This is a genomic window from Paraprevotella clara YIT 11840 (genome assembly GCF_000233955.1).
Classification (GTDB): domain Bacteria; phylum Bacteroidota; class Bacteroidia; order Bacteroidales; family Bacteroidaceae; genus Paraprevotella; species Paraprevotella clara.
The window spans coordinates 117,140-136,296 of the sequence record NZ_JH376579.1 but is presented as its reverse complement, the minus strand read 5'-3'; the positions used below and the strand labels follow the sequence as shown (position 1 = coordinate 136,296).

Annotated in this window: 13 protein-coding genes and 1 tRNA gene; 7 read left to right on the top strand and 7 right to left on the bottom strand. The window is 51.2% G+C overall.

Features of this window, described 5'->3' with window-relative positions; genetic code table 11:
- Window positions 1-45 precede the first annotated feature (45 nt).
- The 5 genes from HMPREF9441_RS01350 to HMPREF9441_RS01330 all read right to left on the bottom strand — a co-directional run bounded on the left by HMPREF9441_RS01350 (window position 46) and on the right by HMPREF9441_RS01330 (window position 9,815).
- A complete protein-coding gene (locus HMPREF9441_RS01350; protein ID WP_008617137.1) occupies window positions 46-3,270 on the bottom strand; it encodes a hypothetical protein in 3,225 nt (1,074 codons plus the stop codon).
- A 203-nt stretch (window positions 3,271-3,473) separates the two neighbouring features.
- On the bottom strand, window positions 3,474-5,639 hold the full coding sequence (locus HMPREF9441_RS01345; RefSeq protein WP_008617136.1) for a S46 family peptidase: 2,166 nt from the start codon (window positions 5,637-5,639) through the stop codon (window positions 3,474-3,476).
- Window positions 5,640-5,656: 17 nt separating this feature from the next.
- Complete coding sequence (locus HMPREF9441_RS01340; protein ID WP_008617135.1) at window positions 5,657-7,051, bottom strand: DUF389 domain-containing protein; 1,395 nt, start codon at window positions 7,049-7,051, stop codon at window positions 5,657-5,659.
- A 4-nt stretch (window positions 7,052-7,055) separates the two neighbouring features.
- Window positions 7,056-8,558, bottom strand: coding sequence for a lipopolysaccharide biosynthesis protein (locus HMPREF9441_RS01335; RefSeq protein WP_008617134.1), 1,503 nt, complete (start codon window positions 8,556-8,558; stop codon window positions 7,056-7,058).
- Between the two features lie 21 nt (window positions 8,559-8,579).
- Window positions 8,580-9,815: a nucleoside recognition domain-containing protein gene (locus HMPREF9441_RS01330; RefSeq protein ID WP_008617133.1), complete on the bottom strand. Its 1,236-nt coding sequence runs from the start codon at window positions 9,813-9,815 to the stop codon at window positions 8,580-8,582.
- 94 nt (window positions 9,816-9,909) lie between these two features.
- On the opposite strand from HMPREF9441_RS01330, the gene ruvB reads away from it, so the two are divergent.
- From ruvB to HMPREF9441_RS01305, 5 genes are all read left to right on the top strand, one after another.
- On the top strand, window positions 9,910-10,944 hold the full coding sequence (gene ruvB, locus HMPREF9441_RS01325; protein ID WP_008617131.1) for a Holliday junction branch migration DNA helicase RuvB: 1,035 nt from the start codon (window positions 9,910-9,912) through the stop codon (window positions 10,942-10,944).
- 14 nt (window positions 10,945-10,958) lie between these two features.
- Entirely contained in the window at window positions 10,959-11,384 is a 426-nt protein-coding gene (ybeY, locus tag HMPREF9441_RS01320) for an rRNA maturation RNase YbeY (RefSeq protein WP_008617130.1), read from the top strand.
- Between the two features lie 14 nt (window positions 11,385-11,398).
- The gene (gene crcB / locus HMPREF9441_RS01315) at window positions 11,399-11,776 is read left to right on the top strand and encodes a fluoride efflux transporter CrcB (protein ID WP_147715937.1); all 378 of its coding nucleotides are present in this window, start codon (window positions 11,399-11,401) and stop codon (window positions 11,774-11,776) included.
- A gap of 102 nt (window positions 11,777-11,878) precedes the next feature.
- Window positions 11,879-12,772, top strand: coding sequence for a glycerophosphodiester phosphodiesterase family protein (locus tag HMPREF9441_RS01310; protein ID WP_008617127.1), 894 nt, complete (start codon window positions 11,879-11,881; stop codon window positions 12,770-12,772).
- A gap of 133 nt (window positions 12,773-12,905) precedes the next feature.
- Entirely contained in the window at window positions 12,906-13,688 is a 783-nt protein-coding gene (locus HMPREF9441_RS01305; protein ID WP_008617126.1) for a class I SAM-dependent methyltransferase, read from the top strand.
- A 632-nt stretch (window positions 13,689-14,320) separates the two neighbouring features.
- Here HMPREF9441_RS01305 and HMPREF9441_RS01295 read toward each other — a convergent pair.
- Together HMPREF9441_RS01295 and HMPREF9441_RS01290 are read right to left on the bottom strand one after the other, a co-directional pair.
- Window positions 14,321-14,402: transfer RNA gene (locus HMPREF9441_RS01295), tRNA-Leu, on the bottom strand.
- An 84-nt stretch (window positions 14,403-14,486) separates the two neighbouring features.
- Window positions 14,487-17,030, bottom strand: a complete 2,544-nt coding sequence (locus tag HMPREF9441_RS01290) for a glycoside hydrolase (RefSeq protein WP_008617122.1) — start codon at window positions 17,028-17,030, stop codon at window positions 14,487-14,489.
- Window positions 17,031-17,233: 203 nt separating this feature from the next.
- Between HMPREF9441_RS01290 and HMPREF9441_RS01285 the strand changes: the two genes are divergently transcribed.
- Window positions 17,234-17,908, top strand: a complete 675-nt coding sequence (locus tag HMPREF9441_RS01285; RefSeq protein ID WP_008617120.1) for a nitroreductase family protein — start codon at window positions 17,234-17,236, stop codon at window positions 17,906-17,908.
- A gap of 90 nt (window positions 17,909-17,998) precedes the next feature.
- Entirely contained in the window at window positions 17,999-19,084 is a 1,086-nt protein-coding gene (locus HMPREF9441_RS01280) for a mannose-1-phosphate guanylyltransferase (RefSeq protein ID WP_008617119.1), read from the top strand.
- Window positions 19,085-19,157: the final 73 nt, after the last annotated feature.

The window sequence follows — 19,157 nt, the reverse complement described above, 5'->3', positions numbered from 1 at the left end:
TTCGTAACCGGGAGATTTTTTTATTCCGAATGCAAGACTTCTGATTTATTTAACGATGACTTTCCGGCCATTCACAATGTAGATGCCGCGTCCGAGACCGTCGAGCGACGTGGCTTGCCGACGCACGCAAACACCGCTGAGGCTGTACACATCCGAAGGGGTGGCAAAAAGGTCTTCTGCCTGTGTCTTGTCGGTAATAGCCGGACGGATGTCGGTTACGAAATCCGGAGACATGCTTCCGTAATAGTACAGACGGAAGTCATCGAATATACACCAATAGCTAGAGCTTGTTTCACTGCAGCGCATGCCGACTTTCAGCTTGGAGTCATCTTCTGTCAACTGTGTAACTACACCGTTGTCATAAAGGTCGGCTGCAAAATATAAGCTTGCAGCTTGCATGTTGTTCGGTACGTAGCGGGTCGGATTGGAGCCTACGGCCGTTTCGCTTCCGCCCAATTTCTTGGTTTGTGCCTCTGCTGCAATATTTTGTATTTTGGCTTCTTTGTCGCCGGCATAGATTGTAGCATTCACATCGTCTTGTCCGGCAATAAAAGCTTTATACACGTCTGCTGTGGTTCCCGGGCGTTGGAATCCTCGGCCTTTGAATTGGTAAGTTCCGGCTGGCAGTCCTGTGACAGTCTGGTTGAAGTCGAATGTATTCTCGAAGAACTCACCGCAAGAGAATGATATGGTAGGGGTGGAAGACCAACCTTTTCCATCCGTAAGCTCTGCGTCGGACATCAGAAAGGTGATGTCGAAAGGCTGCTCTACGCTTTCCGGGGTAGCTTTGGCTAGGAATGCCATTCCGGCTGCCAGGGCCTCTTCCGTCAGAGAGGAGATACCCTCTGAAGTGATTTCCGTGTCGTGGCTCTTCTCTTCGATTTCCGACAGTTTGGCCGTCAGCGTGGCATCCGTGCCGGCTTCATCTTCGGTATGCGGGGTGTTTGCCAATGCTTTAATACGGGTCAGCATGTCTTCGAGTTCAGCTTTGCGTTCGTCCTTTACTGCGGTGTCGAATGCCTGAAGTTCTTCGCCGGACAATATGATCCAGCGTTGGTCTTTAGCCGAGTTGGCAATGTTGAAAGTTTCGTTGGTTATTCTTCCTCCGGCATTAGAACCCATGCATGGGGGATTGAGCGTTTTTTCCGGCCGGATAATCCAATAGCCCCGTGCTGTGACAGCGGTGTTGCCTGTCCCGATATTGACATCTGTACGTCCGCGCATGAATTGGAAGCTTTCAGTCGTTGTCGGAGTTTCTTTATTGGTCGTGAGGAATTTATTTCTGGATGCATTGTATGTCAAGTATTGTCCTGTTCCCACGTTACGAAGCTGGTAGTAGCAGGTTTTCGGGTTAAACGTGACGTACCACGCTGCATTGTCGTTTGCCGTAGCTTCGGCAGCGGTCATTTCTTCGCATTTGACAGCAGTACTGTTGGGATTGGCCACTAAATAAGATGTATAGAGGCCGGCTGTTTCGTCTTCGTTCTTGAGATAGTATTTTACGTTGTCTTCCTGCTCGAATACGTAGGCGGGGGTGGCAAATCCTCCGGTGGGGGGAAGTCCGTCTTCGCCGAGTCCCTGCGTGATCAGGCTGTTGCCTATGTACAGCACTTCGCTTCCTGTGTCTTCATGTGCGCCGTTGATACCATAGGGCCACATGTGTGTGTTGTCCCCGGTCATGACTGCTGTCGGATTATTGTCCCAGAACCGTAGGACTGCATTGGCCCGTTCGCCTAACCAGTCGCCCCGGTCACCGTTGGCCCTTAAGTTGCCGTTCCACCATATTTCATGTTGTCCTACGCCTATGGCATGCCCCATCTCGTGCATGATAGTACCGGTGCGTTGGTAGCTTGCATTTGGGCCTACTCTCATCCAACCTCCATAGCTGCAGTCGGCAGTGGGAGTCCCTGCACCGAAACTGACAGTCAAATGTAGTCCTTGTATGCTGGTCAAATGGTTCCAATAGTCTACGGCAGAGCCTACGGCTGCATTGATGCGTGCATTGGCATCGGCCGGTCCACCGTTATTGTAAGACCATGTTATTTTACCCTCCGGTAGCGTGATTACTTTTATTACGTCTCCATAGCCTACGGCATAGCCTTTGGTCATGGCGTAGGCACGTATGTAATAAATGGTAGACGGTTCCAGGTCTTTCATCCAGTAGATGTAACCGTTGTTGTTCAGGTATTCGGTTGTACGATGATCCAGAACGGTGGGATCGGGAGAAGTACTCCAGCAAAAACCGTGTTCCAATAAATCGGATGTGGACACGCCGGATATGGTGCTTCGTCCGAATGCCATCGTGGAGCCGCGTGCATATCGTGTGTCGGTTACTACGGTAGGAACCGTGCCGGTTGCGTTAGCCAAGGAAAACGCTAAAGTTGCTGTTTCCAATTGGGTGACGGCAAGTGCCAGGTCTTCCAGGCTGGCTTCTAAGTTATTTACTGTGGATTGGGCCGATTGGATGGCGGCATCGAATTCTTCTGCTCCGCTTTGGCTACCGTCACCGTATGCTTCAAGTGCCTTGTCAATGACGGCTTGAAGTTCTCGGTAAGCTTCGATGGACGTTTGAGCTTCTGTGGTAGCTTTGCGCAGGCGGACGGCAACCTCGGCTATATTTTCGTCGGTGGGTGCTCCCACTTCCTGTTGAGCGGCTTGAATAGCGGCATTGAGTTCCGAGAGCACATCCTTTTGCATTTTTTCGGAAACCAATGTTTGTGCCTGTTCGATGCGGCGTTGCAGTTCTTCTTGTATTTCTGTTAAATCATTGTTGACAGCATACAGCCGGAAGTTATCGCAGGCGATCCAATTGCCGGTGGCGTTTTCAGCTTTAAAGCCTACGGTGGCTTGTCCCTCAATGACCGTAAAGGTCAGGGAATAGTCATTGATGGCACCGACAGAAACTTGTTCATTATCCGCAAAGACATACGCTCCGCTTTGTGTGGCCGAACTGTTTTGCTGAATGTTTTGTGCGGCTACGGTCAGCTTGTAGACCCCGTTTTTCAGAGAGGTCAGCGTTTGACTGACATGGGCATCAGCTACTTTGTTACCTTGTCCGACCCATTGTTCTACGTAAGTATTACCGTCTTTTTTGGAAAAAGAGGTATTCGTTTGGGTTTGCATTCCGGCATTATCCCAGTCCGTGAAGTTGTTTTCAAAACTTGGATTCTTTAGGTAAGTGTCTGTGACTTCAGTCTGTGCATGCAACGTGTAGGAACTCCAGCAGACCAAAGCTCCGGCCATCAGGAAATGAATAAACTTGTTTTTCATGATGCTTTTGTTTTGAGTGGTTTGTTCAAAATTGAAATTAAGTTATAAACTGTTCGCAAATTTATAGTTTAGTATCCAATAATACAATTTTGTTTCGCAGAAACTTATGTTAAATATCTGCAAAGCATGTGGTTGATAACACAGCCGGACCATCCTTAATATACTAAAGACGGTCCGGCTGGATAATGGGTTCGGGACGAAAATTATCGTGCACCTATTTCTTGGATAAGACGTTCCGCCTTGCCCCATCGGTCGATGATGTAAAGTACATAACGGATGTCTACGCCGATACAACGGGTCAAATCCTGTGTGAAAGTAATGTCGCTGCTCAAGGCGTCCCAGTTACCGTCGAAAGCCAGTCCGATAAGTTCGCCCTTGCCGTTGAACATCGGGCTGCCGGAATTTCCGCCGGTAATGTCGTTGTTCGTAAGAAAACAGAGTTGCATTTCGCCGCTTTCCTTGTCTTTGTAAGGGCCGAATTCGCCTTTTTCGAACAGAGCTTTGACTTCCGGTTCCACTTTATATTCATCTATTCTGTCGCTTTGTTTGACTTTATCCAACAGACTCGGCATGGTAGTAAAGTAGTTCTGGTGTCCGGCAGCACTGGTGTAGTCGTCTACGAAACCGTAGCTCAGGCGCATGGTCGAGTTCGCATCCGAATAATGCGGCTGGTCCATTTCCATTTCAAGTATGGCTTCGCAAAGCAGTCTTTCCTTTTCTGCCACGTCCATGTTGTACTGACTGATTTGGTCAGATACTTTTCCACCAAGTTCCATCACACTCTTCAGGCATTTCAGTGCCATGTCATTATCTTTTTGTTCTTGGGTCAGCGTCAGATTGACACAGTTTGTATCGGTCAGGACCGACTGTTTGAACATGGCATCCACATAGGTACGGATGTCGTTATTGTATTCTTTTTCTATCGTCTGATAGAAGTCCGGCAGATATTCGGGTTTTACTTGCTTGGCGTAATTGTCTATCAAGGCCGTCATCGTTTCCTTGTCGACCTCCTCGTTCCAGTCCTTGTATTGTTGACGCAGACGGTTTTTCCAAGTTGCCTTGCCCGTTTCTCCTCCTGCGTTTTGCAAGTTGTCGAAGTAGAAAGCGATACGCATCAGATCGGGACCTCCAAGGAAAGACTCGTTCAGGAACGCGATGGCGCGGTTGCCGTCTTTGCGGGCTGCGTACGCTTTTTCAAGTTCGGGAGCCAAGTTACCGAAGCGTTCTTGTCTTTTTTTGCTTTTTTGTGCCCATTCGTTGATTTGTTGTTCTTGTTTTTTCTTCTGTTCTACGACTTTCAACTCTTTAAGCGCCTTGTTCATGCCGATACTGTTTTTCCAATAGTTGGAACTGTTGGCATATTTGGAAGCATACTGTAAACGGATTTTCGGATCGCTGTCCATCCATTTCTTCCATATCCCTTGCTTCACGCCACGTACATTGATTCGGGATTCGTTGGTATTCTCCATGCGTTCCACGATTCCGTAAGAAGAGAGATAACGGTTGGTACGTCCGGGATAGCCGATGGTCATACAGTAGTCTCCTTTCTTGAAACCTTCTAAAGAGACTTTTGCATAACGTTCGGCTTTCAACGGGCGGTTGTCCGCACTGTATTCGGCAGGCTGGTTGTCCTTGTCGGCATAAATGCGGAAGACACTGAAGTCGCAGGTTTGGCGCGGCCACATCCAATTGTCCGTTTCACCGCCGAACTTGCCTAAGCTTTGAGGCGGTGCGAATACCAGACGGATGTCGTCGTATTGTTTATATACGTTGACATAGAAGGCGTTTCCCGTGTAATAGGGGCTGACTTCACAAATCAACTCCGGATATTTCTTTGCATATTCGTTTTCTATGGCCAGGCAGATGGAGTCCACACTGTTCCAACGCATTTTTTCTTTGGCATTTTCACCCAATTGGGCCATCTCGGCGGCATGTTCCTTGTAGTATTTGTCCAAAGCTTTGTTTACCCGTTTGGTGATATCTTCCGTCCTTTGGAGGATCTGTACATAAAGGCCTTTTGCTGGAAGTTCTTCCGCTTGTGTATGGGCCACGAATCCGTTCTTCAGGATGTCGTTTTCAGGTGTGGCCAAAGCCTGTATGTTGCCGAAGCCGCAGTGGTGGTTTGTAAAGACCAAACCGTCCGGTGAGACTACGACACCGGAACAGAAGCCACCGAAACTGACCACAGCGTCTTTCAGCGAGGTGCCTTTCGTATTATACAATTCTTTTTCGCTCATTTGCAGTCCCAAATCCTTCATGACCTTCATACTTTTGGGCGAAATGTGGCTGAGCATCCACATGCCTTCATCGGCCTTTATACCGTTGAGACCACAAACGAAGGCGAGTAACGTTAAAAACTTTTTCTTCATATTTATCTGTTAAATGGTTATTTTTTGTTGTTTTCTATCTTTGTTCCGACAATGAGTTTCATGTTTTGGGCTTTCAGTCTGGCTTTGAGCCATTCCTCCATCTTCTCCCGATTCTGAGCCGATAACTTTTCTTTCAGGGTAAGACTTACCAAGGTCAAAGAATCTTTCTTCGTACTGTCACCGACAGTATAGGAAATGGTGCGAGAGATACTGACGCGTGCCGCTTCGGGGAACAGAGTCGCCATTTCCGCACTGACGGACTGGGCTTGTTGTTCAGTAGCTTTGTAAAAGTCCAATTCTTTCTGCAACCGATCCCCGCGTTCCTGTTCATTGGCCAACAACTGTGCACTTTTGTCTGCCTGTTTGACGGCCGGATCGTTCAGCATCGACTTCAGTTCGTTTGTGCTGAGATTCTTTGTACCTTGTACGATGGACAGTTTGACGTCCTTTAATCCGAAGCGTTCCATCTGGCTTCTCATCCTTTCCAATTCTTTTTCGGCTATCTCTTCCCCGATGGTAACGAGGCGGATTTCTTTGGTGCGGTAGTCTGCCTTTTTTGTGATGACCTGCGTTTGGTCGGACGTGACGACTTGTGTTACGAAATTATTGACCTTACTCATGAATATGTCTTCCCGGACCAGCGTATAGGTAAGAAGGGCAGAAGGTAGCATCGTGAGCACGGCTATGGTGATAATGATATGCTTCACTCGCTTTTCCCGCTGTTTGTCCACAAATACCTTCTTCTTGAAATCCAGGATGTTCACTCCTACGAACGTGGCCAAAGCAATGAAAATGGAATTGATGAGATAGAGATAGAAGGCTCCGGCTGCGTAAAGCCAGTTGCCCGTGGCTAGTCCGAAACCGGTCGTACAGAGGGGAGGCATGATAGCTGTGGCTATGGCTACGCCGGGAATGACGTTACCTCCGCGTTGCCCCGTGCTACACAAGGCTACGATGCCGGCCAGTCCGCCGAAGAGCGCGATGAGCACGTCGTAAATCGTAGGTGAGGTCCGGGCAAGCAGTTCGGACTGGGCTTCGTTTATGGGTGTGATGGCAAAATAGAACGTTGCCGTGAGCACACTGAAAATAGTGGCGGTGGCAAAACTGCGGAACGCCCGTTTGAGCAGTTCGAAATCGTAGATACCCACGCCTAGTCCCATGCCGACAATCGGACCCATGAGCGGAGAAATCAACATGGCACCGATGATGACGGCGGCAGAGTTGGTGTTCAGGCCCAGGGAAGCCACAAAGATGGCGAAAATCAAGATCCAGAGATTGGCTCCGCGAAAGTCGATACCAGCCTTGATAGAGGCTATGGTTTCTTCTTCCGGGGCCTTATCTTCCTTCATGCTTAAAAGTCTGCGGATAAACAGGTTGAGATAACTCCGTTGTTTTTTGGGTTTATTTTCCATGATTTTACTTTTGAAATTTATGAAAATATTTGCCGATGACCGGTAGGCTTCGTACCGGTAGGTCGTGTTTCAGGATATGTCCGACGAAGAGCAGGATGAGCACCGTGTTGATACCCAGTCGTGTCCATACGGGCCATTCTTCGGGCGTACAGGCCATGATGGCGTAGAAACCTCCGGCAATCAGTACGTAGATGCCGATGGATTTCAACGGATAGCGGACGGGGTTTTTCTTCTGTCCCACGGTGTAGGACAGGAGCATGGCCGTGGCGTATCCGGCGAAACCGCCCCAGGCACATGCCATGTAGCTGTACGTCGGGATGAAGATGATGTTGACGGCAAAGAGGACCAAACAACCGGCAGCCGAGAACCAGGCCCCCCAAATCGTCTTGTCGATGAGCTTGTACCAAAAGGAAAGGTTGAAGTAAACCCCCATCATGATTTCGGCTGCCATGACAATGGGGACGACACGTAAGCCGGGCCAATAGTCCGGAGCTATGATTCGTTTCAGGATGTCCATGTAACCGATGACGCAAAGGTAGGCCAGCAGGGTGAAGATGATGAAGAACTTCATGACCGTGGCGTAGGTCTCTCCGCTGTTCTTGTCCTTAGCCTTGCCGAACACGAACGGCTCATACGCATAGCGGAAAGCTTGGGTGAACATGGCCATTATCATGGCAATCTTCACGCAAGCACCGTAGATGCCCAGTTCGGACTTGGCCGCTTCCGTGTCGCCGTACACCAACGGGAAGATGATTTTGTCGGCCGTCTGGTTCAGGATGCCTGCAATACCGAGAATCAGGATGGGCCAACTGTAGCCCAACATACGTTTCATCAGCCGGGTGTCGAACTGATATTTGAATCCTGTCAGTTCGGGAATGAAGAAGAAAGTGATGAACGATGTACAGACAAGGTTCAGGATGAAGGCATATCCCGGTCCTACAGACGGGTTATAAATTGCGCCCACCCATGCGTGGCGGACGTACAATGCCGGAAGCACGACGAAATAAAGGATGTTCAACGTGATGTTGAGCACGATGAACAGCATCTTCAACGCGAAAAACTTGATAGGACGGTGCTGGTAGCGCAGCCAGGCAAAGGGAATGGCCTGAAAGGCATCCAAGGCTACCGTGACCGCCATGATTCCCACATATTCCGGATGGTCTGCGTAGCCTATGCCGGAAGCTATCGGATGGAGGAAAGCCAGTACGAGCAAGGCAAACAGCAGAGACAGGCTGCCCACCATGGTGAGTGTCGTGCCATAGACGGTTTGCGGGTTTTCCCCCTCTTTGTTGGCAAAACGGAACAGCGTGGTTTCCATGCCGAACGTGAGGATGACCATCAAAAGCGCCACGTAGGCATAAATGTTGGTCACGATGCCATAGCCTCCGCTTTCCACGGTCATCTTGGCCGTATAGAGCGGGACCAGCAAATAGTTCAGGAACTTTCCGATGATGCTGCTTAGTCCGTAGATGGCGGTGTCTTTGGCCACCGATTTCAATTCTGCCATATTTCGTTCAGTTTGTTTCTATTATGCTCCGAAAAAGAGATAAGCCACACCGATGGCGGCCACTATACCTGCCAAATCGGCCAACAGGCCGCAAGCCACGGCATGCCGCGTGCGGGTGATGCCCACACTGCCGAAGTAAACGGCCAATATATAAAAGGTGGTGTCGGTCGCGCCTTGGAAAATACAGCTCAACCGCCCCACGAAGGAGTCTGCACCGTAGGTCTCCATGGCATCCACCATCATGCCGCGCGCCCCGCTGCCGCTCAGCGGTTTCATCAGTGCGGTAGGCAGTGCACCGACAAAGTCTGCGTCGCCGCCGCAGGCTTTGACGACTGCGGCGATGCCGTCTGTCAACAAATCCATGGCCCCCGAAGCACGGAATACCCCGATGCCCACCAAGATGGCGACTAAATAGGGAATGATACGTACGGCTGTGGTAAAACCGTCTTTTGCTCCTTCGATAAAGGCATCGTACACGTTAACGCGTTTCCTGACACCGGCAGCAATGAAAGCGATGATGATGCAGAACAGCAGTACGTTGGCGATGGTCGTACTCCACAAGTTCATCTCTTCTTTGTCCAACCGGCTGAAGCCATACACGATGCCGGCTACGGCCAGACAGGCTCCTCCCAATGCCAGTACGACCACCCGGTTCAGCAGGTTGATGCGTTGATAAAGGCTGGTGACGATGATACCCGTCAGCGTGGAGGCAAAGGTTGCCAGCAGAATCGGGATGAACACATCCGTGGGCTGTGCCGCTTCCATTTGGGTCCGGTAAACCATGATGCTGACAGGGATGATGGTCAGTCCCGAAGTGTTCAGCACGAGGAACATGATCATCGGGTTGCTGGCTGTGTCTTTTTTCGGGTTCAGTTCCTGAAGGCCTTCCATGGCTTTCAGTCCCAACGGCGTGGCCGCATTGTCCAGTCCCAACATGTTGGCAGAGATGTTCATGAAAATGTTTCCGATGACGGGATGGTTCTTGGGAATGTCCGGGAAGAGCTTGCAGAAAAGCGGGCTGAGGCCGCGTGCCAGAATGTGGACCACTCCGCCTTTTTCCCCGATTTTCATGATGCCCATCCAAAGCGAGAGCACGCCGGTCAGGCCGAGGGAAATCTCGAAAGCCGTCTTGGCGGAACTGAACGTGGAGTCCATGATGGCCGGAAACACGCCGGCATCGCCTGCGAAAACCAACTTCCCTGCCGCGATGAGGAATGCGATGCCGAAGAATGCCACCCAGATGTAATTCAGAACCATAGAAATCTCCCGTTACATGATTGAAAGGCAAAGTTACATAAAAAATGGGACGCATGCCCGTTTTGTGGGGAAAAGATGTTATCTTTGTCCCTCAATGGAAGAAGATTTCGACATACGCCGTTCCTCAAACTCGTCTGCCGAGCGCGAGTTCGAGAATGCCTTGCGTCCGCTCCAGTTCGGGGATTTCAGCGGACAGTTGAAGGTGGTGGAAAACCTGAAAGTTTTCGTCGAGGCTGCCAAGTACAGGGGCGAGCCCCTCGACCATACTTTGTTGCACGGTCCTCCGGGATTGGGGAAGACCACGCTGAGCAACATCATAGCCAACGAACTGGGCGTGGGTTTCAAGGTCACGTCCGGCCCGGTATTGGACAAGCCGGGCGATTTGGCCGGTATCCTGACTTCGTTGGAGCCGAACGACGTGCTCTTCATCGACGAAATCCATCGGCTCAGTCCCGTAGTGGAGGAGTATCTTTATTCCGCCATGGAGGACTACCGGATAGACATCATGATAGACAAAGGCCCGTCGGCACGCAGCATACAACTCGACTTGAATCCCTTCACGTTGGTGGGTGCCACTACGCGCAGCGGTCTGCTTACCGCTCCCCTCCGTGCCCGTTTCGGTATCAACCTGCATCTGGAGTATTATGATGCCGAGGTACTTTCGCGTATCGTGGAACGTTCGGCACACATCCTTTCCGTACCCATCGAGCACGATGCCGCCATGGAGATTGCCGGGCGCAGCCGTGGAACGCCCCGTATCGCCAATGCGCTTTTACGCCGCGTGCGCGATTTTGCCCAGGTGCGCGGCACGGGACGGGTGGACATGGCCATCGCACGTTATGCGTTGGAGGCACTGAATATCGACCGTTACGGACTGGACGAGATAGACAACAAGATTCTGCTTACCATTATCGATAAGTTCAAGGGCGGACCGGTAGGCATCACGACCATCGCCACGGCCATCGGGGAAGATGCGGGAACGGTGGAAGAGGTGTATGAGCCTTTCCTGATTAAAGAAGGGTTCATCAAGCGCACGCCGCGCGGACGGGAGGTGACGGACATGGCTTACAAGCATTTGGGGCGCAGCCGTTTTACGGCGGAGCTGCAAGGCAGTTTGTTTGACGATTAAAACACAGGAAAGAAATGATTACTTACAATACGGACGGCGTGAAGATGCCCTCCATCAAGAAACGCGAAAACACGGCCTGGGTGAAAGCCGTGGCTGCGAGTTACGGCAAAAGGGTAGGCGAGATTGCCTACATCTTCGTGGACGACGAGAAGATTCTGGAGGTGAACCGCCAGTATCTCGGGCACGATTATTACACGGATATCATCACGTTCGATTACTGCGAAGGTGACGTGATTTCGGGCGACCTCTTCATCAGTCTCGACACGGTGCGGACCAACGCCGAGCAGGTGGGGGCAACCTACGAAGAGGAACTGCACCGTGTCATCATACACGGTATCCTGCACCTTTGCGGCATCAACGACAAGGGGCCGGGCGAACGTGAAATCATGGAGGCGGCCGAAGACAAGGCTTTGGCTTTGCGTTCCTCATTGGGTCAATGACAGGAGGACGGCAAATGTGGAAGACCTTGTTGTGTGTCGGAGTCGGTAGTTTCGTGGGTGGCATAGCCCGTTACGGGCTGACCCGGTGGGTCTCGGCGGGCAGTTTTACTCATCTCCCGTTGGGGACGATGGTCGTCAATGTGGCGGGTTGTCTGTTCATCGGCTTGTTGTACGGTTGGTTTGAGCGGGCGGATGTCTTGTCCCCCGAGTGGCGTTTGTTCCTCACGGTGGGCTTTTGCGGAGGGTTTACCACCTTTTCCACGTTCGTACACGAGAACTACATCCTTTTCCTTTCAGACAAGTTCTGGTCGTTTGCCGCATACGCGGTGTTGAGCTTTGTTTTGGGGCTGTTGGCCGTGTGGTTCGGCCATTTTCTGGTACGTGTCTTCTGATTTGCATCCCGAAAACACAAGATTGTCAATCTTAGACGTAAATCTTTTCCGGCGTTTCCCACGGAAAGGACTACTTTTACTCCGGTTAAACATGAAAGGGAAATGAAAAAGATTCTTTTTACGGTTGGGCTGTGGTGCCTGGCACTGTGCGTACAGGCAGCCGGGCATATCAGCCGGTTGAGGGCGGAACTGCAAGACAGCCGCTCCGATTATGTGTTCGTCGTGGCCCACAGGGGCGACTGGCGGCATGCGCCCGAGAACTCCGTGGCGGCCATCAAAGGGGCGGCAGACATGGGGGTGGACATGGTGGAGATTGACATCCAACGGACGAAGGACGGCGGTTTCGTGCTGATGCACGACGGGAGCATCGACCGCACGACGGAAGGCAAAGGCAACGTGGCAGACTACACGGTGGAGGAACTGAAGCGTTTCCGCCTGCGCCGGGCGGACGGAAGTCTTTCGGACGAGACCATACCCACGCTGGAGGAAGCCCTGACGGCTTGCAAGGGGGCGGTGCTGGTGAACATCGACAAGGGCGGAGACTACCTGTCCGAGATTGCGCCGATTATCCGCAAGACGGGTACGGAAGACCATGTGGTGCTGAAGGGGCGCGGCACGGTAGAGGAGGTGGAACGGCAGCTTTCCGGCTACAAGGACATTCTTTATATGCCCGTGGTGGATCTCGATGGCGAGGGGGCGATACCCTACGTCGCTTCGTTTCTTTCCGCATTCCGCCCGCAGGCCGTGGAGGTTATTTTCAAGAGAGACCGTTTTGCCAAGTTGTCCTACTTGCCGGTGATAGCCGCATCGGATTGCCGTGTCTGGATCAATACGTTGTGGGCGAGCCTGTGCGGCGGCCATGAAGACGAGAAAGCCCTGTCCGACCCCGATGCCCACTGGGGCTGGGTGCTCGATCGCGGGGCCACTGTCATACAGACCGACCGTCCGGAAGAGTTGATTGAATATTTGGAGAAAAAAGGGAGAAGGAACCTTTGAACCAGTCCGGTTCCCGCCGTGGAGCCTGAACGGTAAGATGGAAAAAGAGGTTGTCTGGAAGATTTTATCCGGACAGCCTCTTTAATATAATAGTTTTTTATTAACTTTGGCGCAAATAAAATGAGAATTTAACATGCAAGAGCGCCATTCCGACCGCGAACGTTATTTTGACGAGCAGGCCCGTACGACAGAGAAATACTATATTCCTTATATCCGTAAATGTTGCCCGGAACTTCCGCAAGAGGTGTTGGAAGTGGGTTGTGGCGAAGGGGGTAACCTGTTCTCGTTCGCGCAGTTGGGTTGTTCGGTGACGGGAGTGGACATTGCAGCCGGACGCATTGCCGAGGCTCGTAAGTTTTTTGCCGAGAGAGGGGCGGAAGGTACTTTTATCGCATCCGACATTTTCAAATTGACGGAACTGGAGCATAAATTCTCCCTGATATTGGTGCACGATGTGATAGAGCATATCGACGACAAGGTCGGTTTCCTGAAAGGGCTGAAACGCTATCTTGCGCCGGGCGGCGTGGTGTTTATAGCCTTTCCGGCATGGCAAATGCCTTTCGGCGGTCACCAGCAAATAGCGCATAGCAAGGTGGTGTCTCATTTTCCGTTCCTTCATCTTCTGCCTTCTCCGCTCTATAAGGGCGTGTTGGCCGCAGCCGGTGAAAACGAGCCGACCATTCGCGAACTGATGAACATCAAGCACACACGTTGCCCCATAGAGAAGTTTCAGGCGGCATTGTATGCCACCGGCTATCGGGTCGTAGACCGGCAACTCTATTTCATCAATCCGCATTACGAAACGAAATTCGGCCTGAAGCCCCGTAAGCTTCATGGCTCGCTCTCCGTCCTGCCATACGTGCGTAATTTCTTCAGTACAAGTTGTTTCTATCTCGTGCAGCCCGAAAGAGGGTGAATGCCGTTTGTCAAAATGTCATTCCGGCCTGTGCGTGGCTCGCGTATTTGGCGTAGGGTCGGGGAGTGACTTGAAATATCGCAATCTCGGGCTTCGGCGGGCATGCACGAAGATAGCTGAAAAGGCGTTGGACTGTCATAAAAGAACGGCATGCCCGGAATGGTCCGTATGGTTCGGGACGGCTTGTCGGCGTCGGTGGGTTTAGCCTTACTTTTTGACATTCTGTTTAGACAAGCCGGAGAGGCTCAAATAGAGGAAAAAATACGTTTTATGGTGTTTGGAAAACGGATTGGGAGAGGTTTTTTCCCGTTTTTCGTCATTTCATTTTTTCAATCTGCTGAGAATGATTTTTTTCTTTCAGCCGAATGATTTTTTATTCTCATGAGAAAAAACGGCATATATGCGATATTTTTCCGCATATATGCCGTTTGAAGTGAATATTTATGCAGCGATGCGTTCCTATCCTGTCCGTTTCCGCTTTGGGAAGATTCCGTAAGAAGCCGTTTGGGCTGACTTTTTGACATACCAAGAGTGGCAAATAGTGACAGAATGAAAATGGGATGTTTTTGGTGGATTCTCCTGAAAATAGAAAAAAGTCAAACGATAATAAGAATCGTTTGACTTTTTCCTTGTACCCAGACCCGGGATCGAACCGGGATGGGTTGCCCCACTGGTGTTTGAGACCAGCGCGTCTACCTATTCCGCCATCTGGGCGCATCTCTCTCGATTGCGAGTGCAAAGGTAGGCGTTTTTTTTATATTTGCAAAACTTTAGCCGGATTTTTTTCTTATTCCGGCATTATTTTATGAAAATCGTTTGATGGAAGCGGGCAGAGCGGCTTATGCCACTGACGATGTAGATGCCCGGATGGAGCGGAACCCGTAGGGTCTCGTCCTGAAGTAAGGTCTGGTAAATGCAGCCTCCTGAAGGGGTATAGATGCCGAGCCTGCAAGGGGTATCCGAAAGTTTGTCTGCCCGGAGTATGTTCCCCGGTTCGCAAGTGAGACGGAAAAGGGGCTGGGATGTATCGTCGGGAAAGGAGATGCCCGGAACGGCATCTGGGCTCCCGCTATCCGGTTGGCGCATAAAGAACCATTGGCGGTGGCAGGCAGTCGGAGCGGAACCGTATTCCCACAGACCGACTGTGGTGCCGGCCGTATGATGTTCTCCTTCCAAGTCGAAAGCCTTCGACCCGTCTTCTGTCATGATTTTATAAAAGAGCCGGTCGATGGGAGTGAGGATAAAGGTTTGTCCGGCTTGGGGAGAAGGTTCATATCCTAACGCATAGTCTGGTGAGTGTTCGGTCAGGATATCACCGTTGCCGTTGGTAAAGGTATATCCGTTTCCGTCCGGTTGCAGTTTCCAAGTTTGCTCCGGAGCGTATGACAGAGGTTGCAGAGTCACCTTGCCGCCGGATGCTTGCAGGGCTTGGTCGGCTGCGTTACGGGGGCATATCCAGTAAGGAAGTCCGGGGCGTATGGCATTGTCGGCATCCGCGCTTTCTTCCACGGGGATGACGAACGTGACGATGCTGTAAGCTGGGAGCTTGTAGGTCAGTATGCGGTCTTCGAGTGTGTAATCGGCCGTTGGGGACAAATCCTCGGTCTCCGAGCTGCGGAGTGCCGTCAGTTCGCTGCTTATGGATTCGTAAAAACTTAAATCGGCACGATGCACGACGGGTAAGGCGTTCGGATTGATGGCCACTATGATGAGGCTGTCACCTTCCGGGTTGCGGGCTGCCAGTGTCTGTCCGTTCAACGACGTGAGGAATGTGTAGCCCGGACGGATGAATTTACTGAAGTGTTGGCGGATGGAATAGTTCTTCACCTTGTGGTAAGTCTGTTTCGTGAAGTCGCCTTGCACCAGACACCATTGGTCGTTGCCCTCCTCCACGTATTGCCAGTCCACCCACGCCACAGGCATAATGTAACGTATGTCGTCCATCAGTTTCTGTGCCAGGTTCAGGTTTCCGGCAATACCGCTTCCGCCGCTGCCTACTTCGCTCATCCATAGACGGATGCCCTGTTCTTTGCAGAGGGCGCTGATTTGGCTGCGTGCCTGCGTGGTGGCCGAGTAGGTGTGTGTGTTCCATTGTCCGACGAGGGGCAGCACTCCGGCGGCCTGATAACCTTCAAAGTCCCTGACCGACTGTGCGGCATCGGTTTCTTCCGAGGCCGAGATGACGGTGTTCAGGCCGGAGGCTTCCAGGATGGGGTGCAACACTTTGAGGAAAGCCACTTGCGAGGCAATGTCGAAATGGCATCCCTCTTGTCCTCCGTTGGCTCCCCAATAACTCGTCATCGGTTCGTTGAAAGGCGAAAGCGTACGGAACTCTATACCGTATTCCTCTTTATAATGTCGGCACACGTCTACCAGATAATGGGCGAACGCTTCATAGTATTCCGGTTTCAAGTTGTCGGCAGACGCATCGGTATGGCCTGCACAACATCCGCTGTAAGTCATGTAGTAGGGGCAGGAATTGCTGAAGGCCTCGAATATGGCATCCGGACGCTTCTCTTTGATTTTCAGCATGATTTTCCGTTGTGCGGCATCACGGCTCCAAATGTATTCACCGTCCGGACTGTCTTTGAAACCTTCCATTTCCGCACGCAGGCCTTTTCCGCTTCCCATGTGGTGCGGCGTGCAGTTCCGGTTTTGCGGGTCGTCTCCCCCGCCGATGTTGTAGCGGAAAATACGGTAGTCCAGTCCGTCCGGGCTGACCAGCCAATCCACAAGTTCGTCTATCTTCTCGTCGCTCCACTTCCCGCACATGTTGGCCCACCAGCAGAGCGAGATGCCCCATCCCTCGAACTGTTGACGGGTGGCGGCCGGGTTGATGACGTAGACCGAGGTGTCGGCAGGCGGAGCCTGATGCACGTCGGTCGTAAGATACCACAGATGCCGGGTGTCCGTCCCGTCTTTGTCCGAATACACGGCTGACGACGCTGTCGTCCCGTCCGTTCCTAAATAGTTGTTGTTGTATTTGCAGCGCAGCTTGACGAAGAACTCTCCGGAGTTCTCTATGGCATACAAGGCTTTTGCCGATGAGGGGTCGGTTGTGAAGGACGTGTTCCATTGTCCGGTCAGTGACAGATAACCTTGCCCGTCGGCCGATTGCAAGGCATAATATCCGTTACCGTCAGGGATGAATGTAAGTTTTTGGGGCGACGGGGCATCGGCGGCTTCCAATACCGCTCCTCCTTGGGCGTCTTTGGCCACATGGTTTCCACTGGAGTGCATGAGGAAAAGTGCTGTGGGACCGTCGATGGCTTGCGCCAAAAGCAGGGCCGGCAACCACAAGAATATCCAGCCGGTCAGATAAGTGTAAAGTCTGTTCTTCATCTGTTTTGAATTTGAAATCAGGTTGATGGGGTAAAAGTACGATGAATCTGCAAGAATAACAAGTAAAGAGGGGATAAAAGTTTATAGCTGAAAGTATTTATGGCTTCTTACCGGAAGATTATGAGGAAAAAGTTGGCTTTGAAGGCGTTTTTTATTAGTTTTGCGAAGACTACTTATTTATTATTTATCAAAAGAAGAAGCGTATGAATACATTGAAGAATTTTGCTTTCGGTATGTGCTTGTGCGGCACATTCGGGTTGGGGCTGACCCTGTGGGGTTCTTGTACATCTTCGGGTGGAAAGACGGAGACGGTCATGTCCGATAGCGTGGATGCAGAGCAAGGGAATGCGGTGGTCGAAGCCATAATGTCCCGGCGCAGTATTCGTAAGTACAAAGACCAACCGGTGGAACGCGAGAAACTGGAGACCATTGTGAATTGCGGTATCAATGCGCCCAGCGGGATGAACCGTCAGCCTTGGCAGGTGCGTGTGGTGGACAATGCCGATTATATCAATGGAATCACGGAGGTTTTCAAAAAAGCCAATCCGAAGGCGGCCGAAGAGCCCGGTTTCAAGAATATGTTTCGGAATGCTCCGGCCGTAATATTCATCGCATCCCCGAAGGACGGAAGCGGCCAGTTGGACTGCGGGCTTTTAGGTGAAAACATGGTGTTGGCGGCACAGTCTTTGGGGCTCGGCACTTGTTGTCTTGGCGGTCCGATCGCTTTCATGACAGGTAATCAGGAGGCTGCCTCTTATCTGGAACGTTTGCAACTCCCGGAAGATTATGTTCTGCTGTATGCCATTGCCGTGGGTTATCCTGACGAGTCTCCCGCTGCCAAACCGAGAGACGCGGAGAAGGTTAAGTTTGTGGAATAAACTGTGTATTTAAGTGATTTTAAAATTCCTTTTTCGAGTTTGTTCGTGAAAAGGGTTAACTTAGCGACAGTTTATACCAGCCTTTGAATTATGGAAGCAAAAGACGTGAATTATTGTGTGATATTGGCCGGCGGCATCGGCAGTCGTTTGTGGCCTGTAAGTCGTAAAGAGTTGCCTAAACAGTTTCTCGACTGGTTCGGAACGGGGCGTACTTTATTGCAACAGACCTATGACCGTTTTCGCAAGATTATCGATGCCAAGCATATTTTTATCGTGACCAACGAGCATTATGCGGATTTGGTGAGAGAACAGTTGCCGGATGTGGCACAAGACAGAATATTGAAAGAACCTATCCGGCGGAACACGCTGCCCAGCGTAGCGTGGGCTACGACATGTATCAGCCACCTTTGTCCGCACGGTAATGTGATAGTCTCTCCCGCCGACCAGTTGATTCTGGAGGAGAATAACTTCGATAACGACGTGCTGAAAGGATTGGACTTCGTGGGGCATTCGGATTGTCTGCTGACCATGGGGGTAAAGCCGACCCGTCCCGATACCGGGTACGGGTATATCCAAGCCCATGAGAATATGGAGGAGGGGGCGTTTGCTCGTGTGAAGTCCTTTACGGAGAAGCCTGCGTTGGATTTTGCCCGTGTATTCATGGAAAGCGGGGAGTTTTACTGGAATACGGGCTTATACCTGTATAACGTGCGTACCATGATGAAGGCGATTCATGACTTGGTGCCGGACTATAGGGACAGCCTGACGGAGGCTATCGATGCCATCGACGAAGATGACTTCTGCCGGGTGCCGGCTCATTTCGATACCTTGCCGAACTTGTCGTTGGATTATAGTATCCTGGAAAAGAGCGAGAATGTCTATGTGCAGGTGTGCGACTTCGGATGGGCGGATTTGGGTTCATGGTGCTCTCTCCACAATGATACGCAGCACGACCGGCAGGATAATGTATTGCTCAATACCGAAGCCTTGCTGTATAATAGTGAGGGGAATGTCATTTGTTTGCCTAAGGGAAGGATAGCGGTAATCGACGGGTTGAAAGGCTTTGTCGTGGCAGAAAAAGGCGATGTGCTGATGATCTGTCCCAAGGATGACAGTGCGGCATTAAGGCGGATGATGACAGATGCCCAGATGAAGTTAGGAGAAGAGTTTATTTAGTCTTCTTATTATATAAGGTATAATAAAAGCGCGGTTTCTTCGGAAAGCCGCGCCTTTATTTTGTCGTGTGTTT

What these genes read in the sequence shown, in the direction of transcription:
- HMPREF9441_RS01310 (WP_008617127.1), top strand. Translation starts at nt 11,879, where the DNA reads ATGAAAAAGATTCTTTTTACGGTTGGGCTGTGGTGCCTGGCACTGTGC.
- HMPREF9441_RS01285 (WP_008617120.1), top strand. Translation starts at nt 17,234, where the DNA reads ATGAATACATTGAAGAATTTTGCTTTCGGTATGTGCTTGTGCGGCACA.
- HMPREF9441_RS01290 (WP_008617122.1), bottom strand. Translation starts at nt 17,030, where the DNA reads ATGAAGAACAGACTTTACACTTATCTGACCGGCTGGATATTCTTGTGG.
- ruvB (WP_008617131.1), top strand. Translation starts at nt 9,910, where the DNA reads ATGGAAGAAGATTTCGACATACGCCGTTCCTCAAACTCGTCTGCCGAG.
- HMPREF9441_RS01330 (WP_008617133.1), bottom strand. Translation starts at nt 9,815, where the DNA reads ATGGTTCTGAATTACATCTGGGTGGCATTCTTCGGCATCGCATTCCTC.
- HMPREF9441_RS01305 (WP_008617126.1), top strand. Translation starts at nt 12,906, where the DNA reads ATGCAAGAGCGCCATTCCGACCGCGAACGTTATTTTGACGAGCAGGCC.
- HMPREF9441_RS01340 (WP_008617135.1), bottom strand. Translation starts at nt 7,051, where the DNA reads ATGGAAAATAAACCCAAAAAACAACGGAGTTATCTCAACCTGTTTATC.
- HMPREF9441_RS01280 (WP_008617119.1), top strand. Translation starts at nt 17,999, where the DNA reads ATGGAAGCAAAAGACGTGAATTATTGTGTGATATTGGCCGGCGGCATC.
- HMPREF9441_RS01335 (WP_008617134.1), bottom strand. Translation starts at nt 8,558, where the DNA reads ATGGCAGAATTGAAATCGGTGGCCAAAGACACCGCCATCTACGGACTA.
- crcB (WP_147715937.1), top strand. Translation starts at nt 11,399, where the DNA reads ATGTGGAAGACCTTGTTGTGTGTCGGAGTCGGTAGTTTCGTGGGTGGC.
- HMPREF9441_RS01350 (WP_008617137.1), bottom strand. Translation starts at nt 3,270, where the DNA reads ATGAAAAACAAGTTTATTCATTTCCTGATGGCCGGAGCTTTGGTCTGC.
- ybeY (WP_008617130.1), top strand. Translation starts at nt 10,959, where the DNA reads ATGATTACTTACAATACGGACGGCGTGAAGATGCCCTCCATCAAGAAA.
- HMPREF9441_RS01345 (WP_008617136.1), bottom strand. Translation starts at nt 5,639, where the DNA reads ATGAAGAAAAAGTTTTTAACGTTACTCGCCTTCGTTTGTGGTCTCAAC.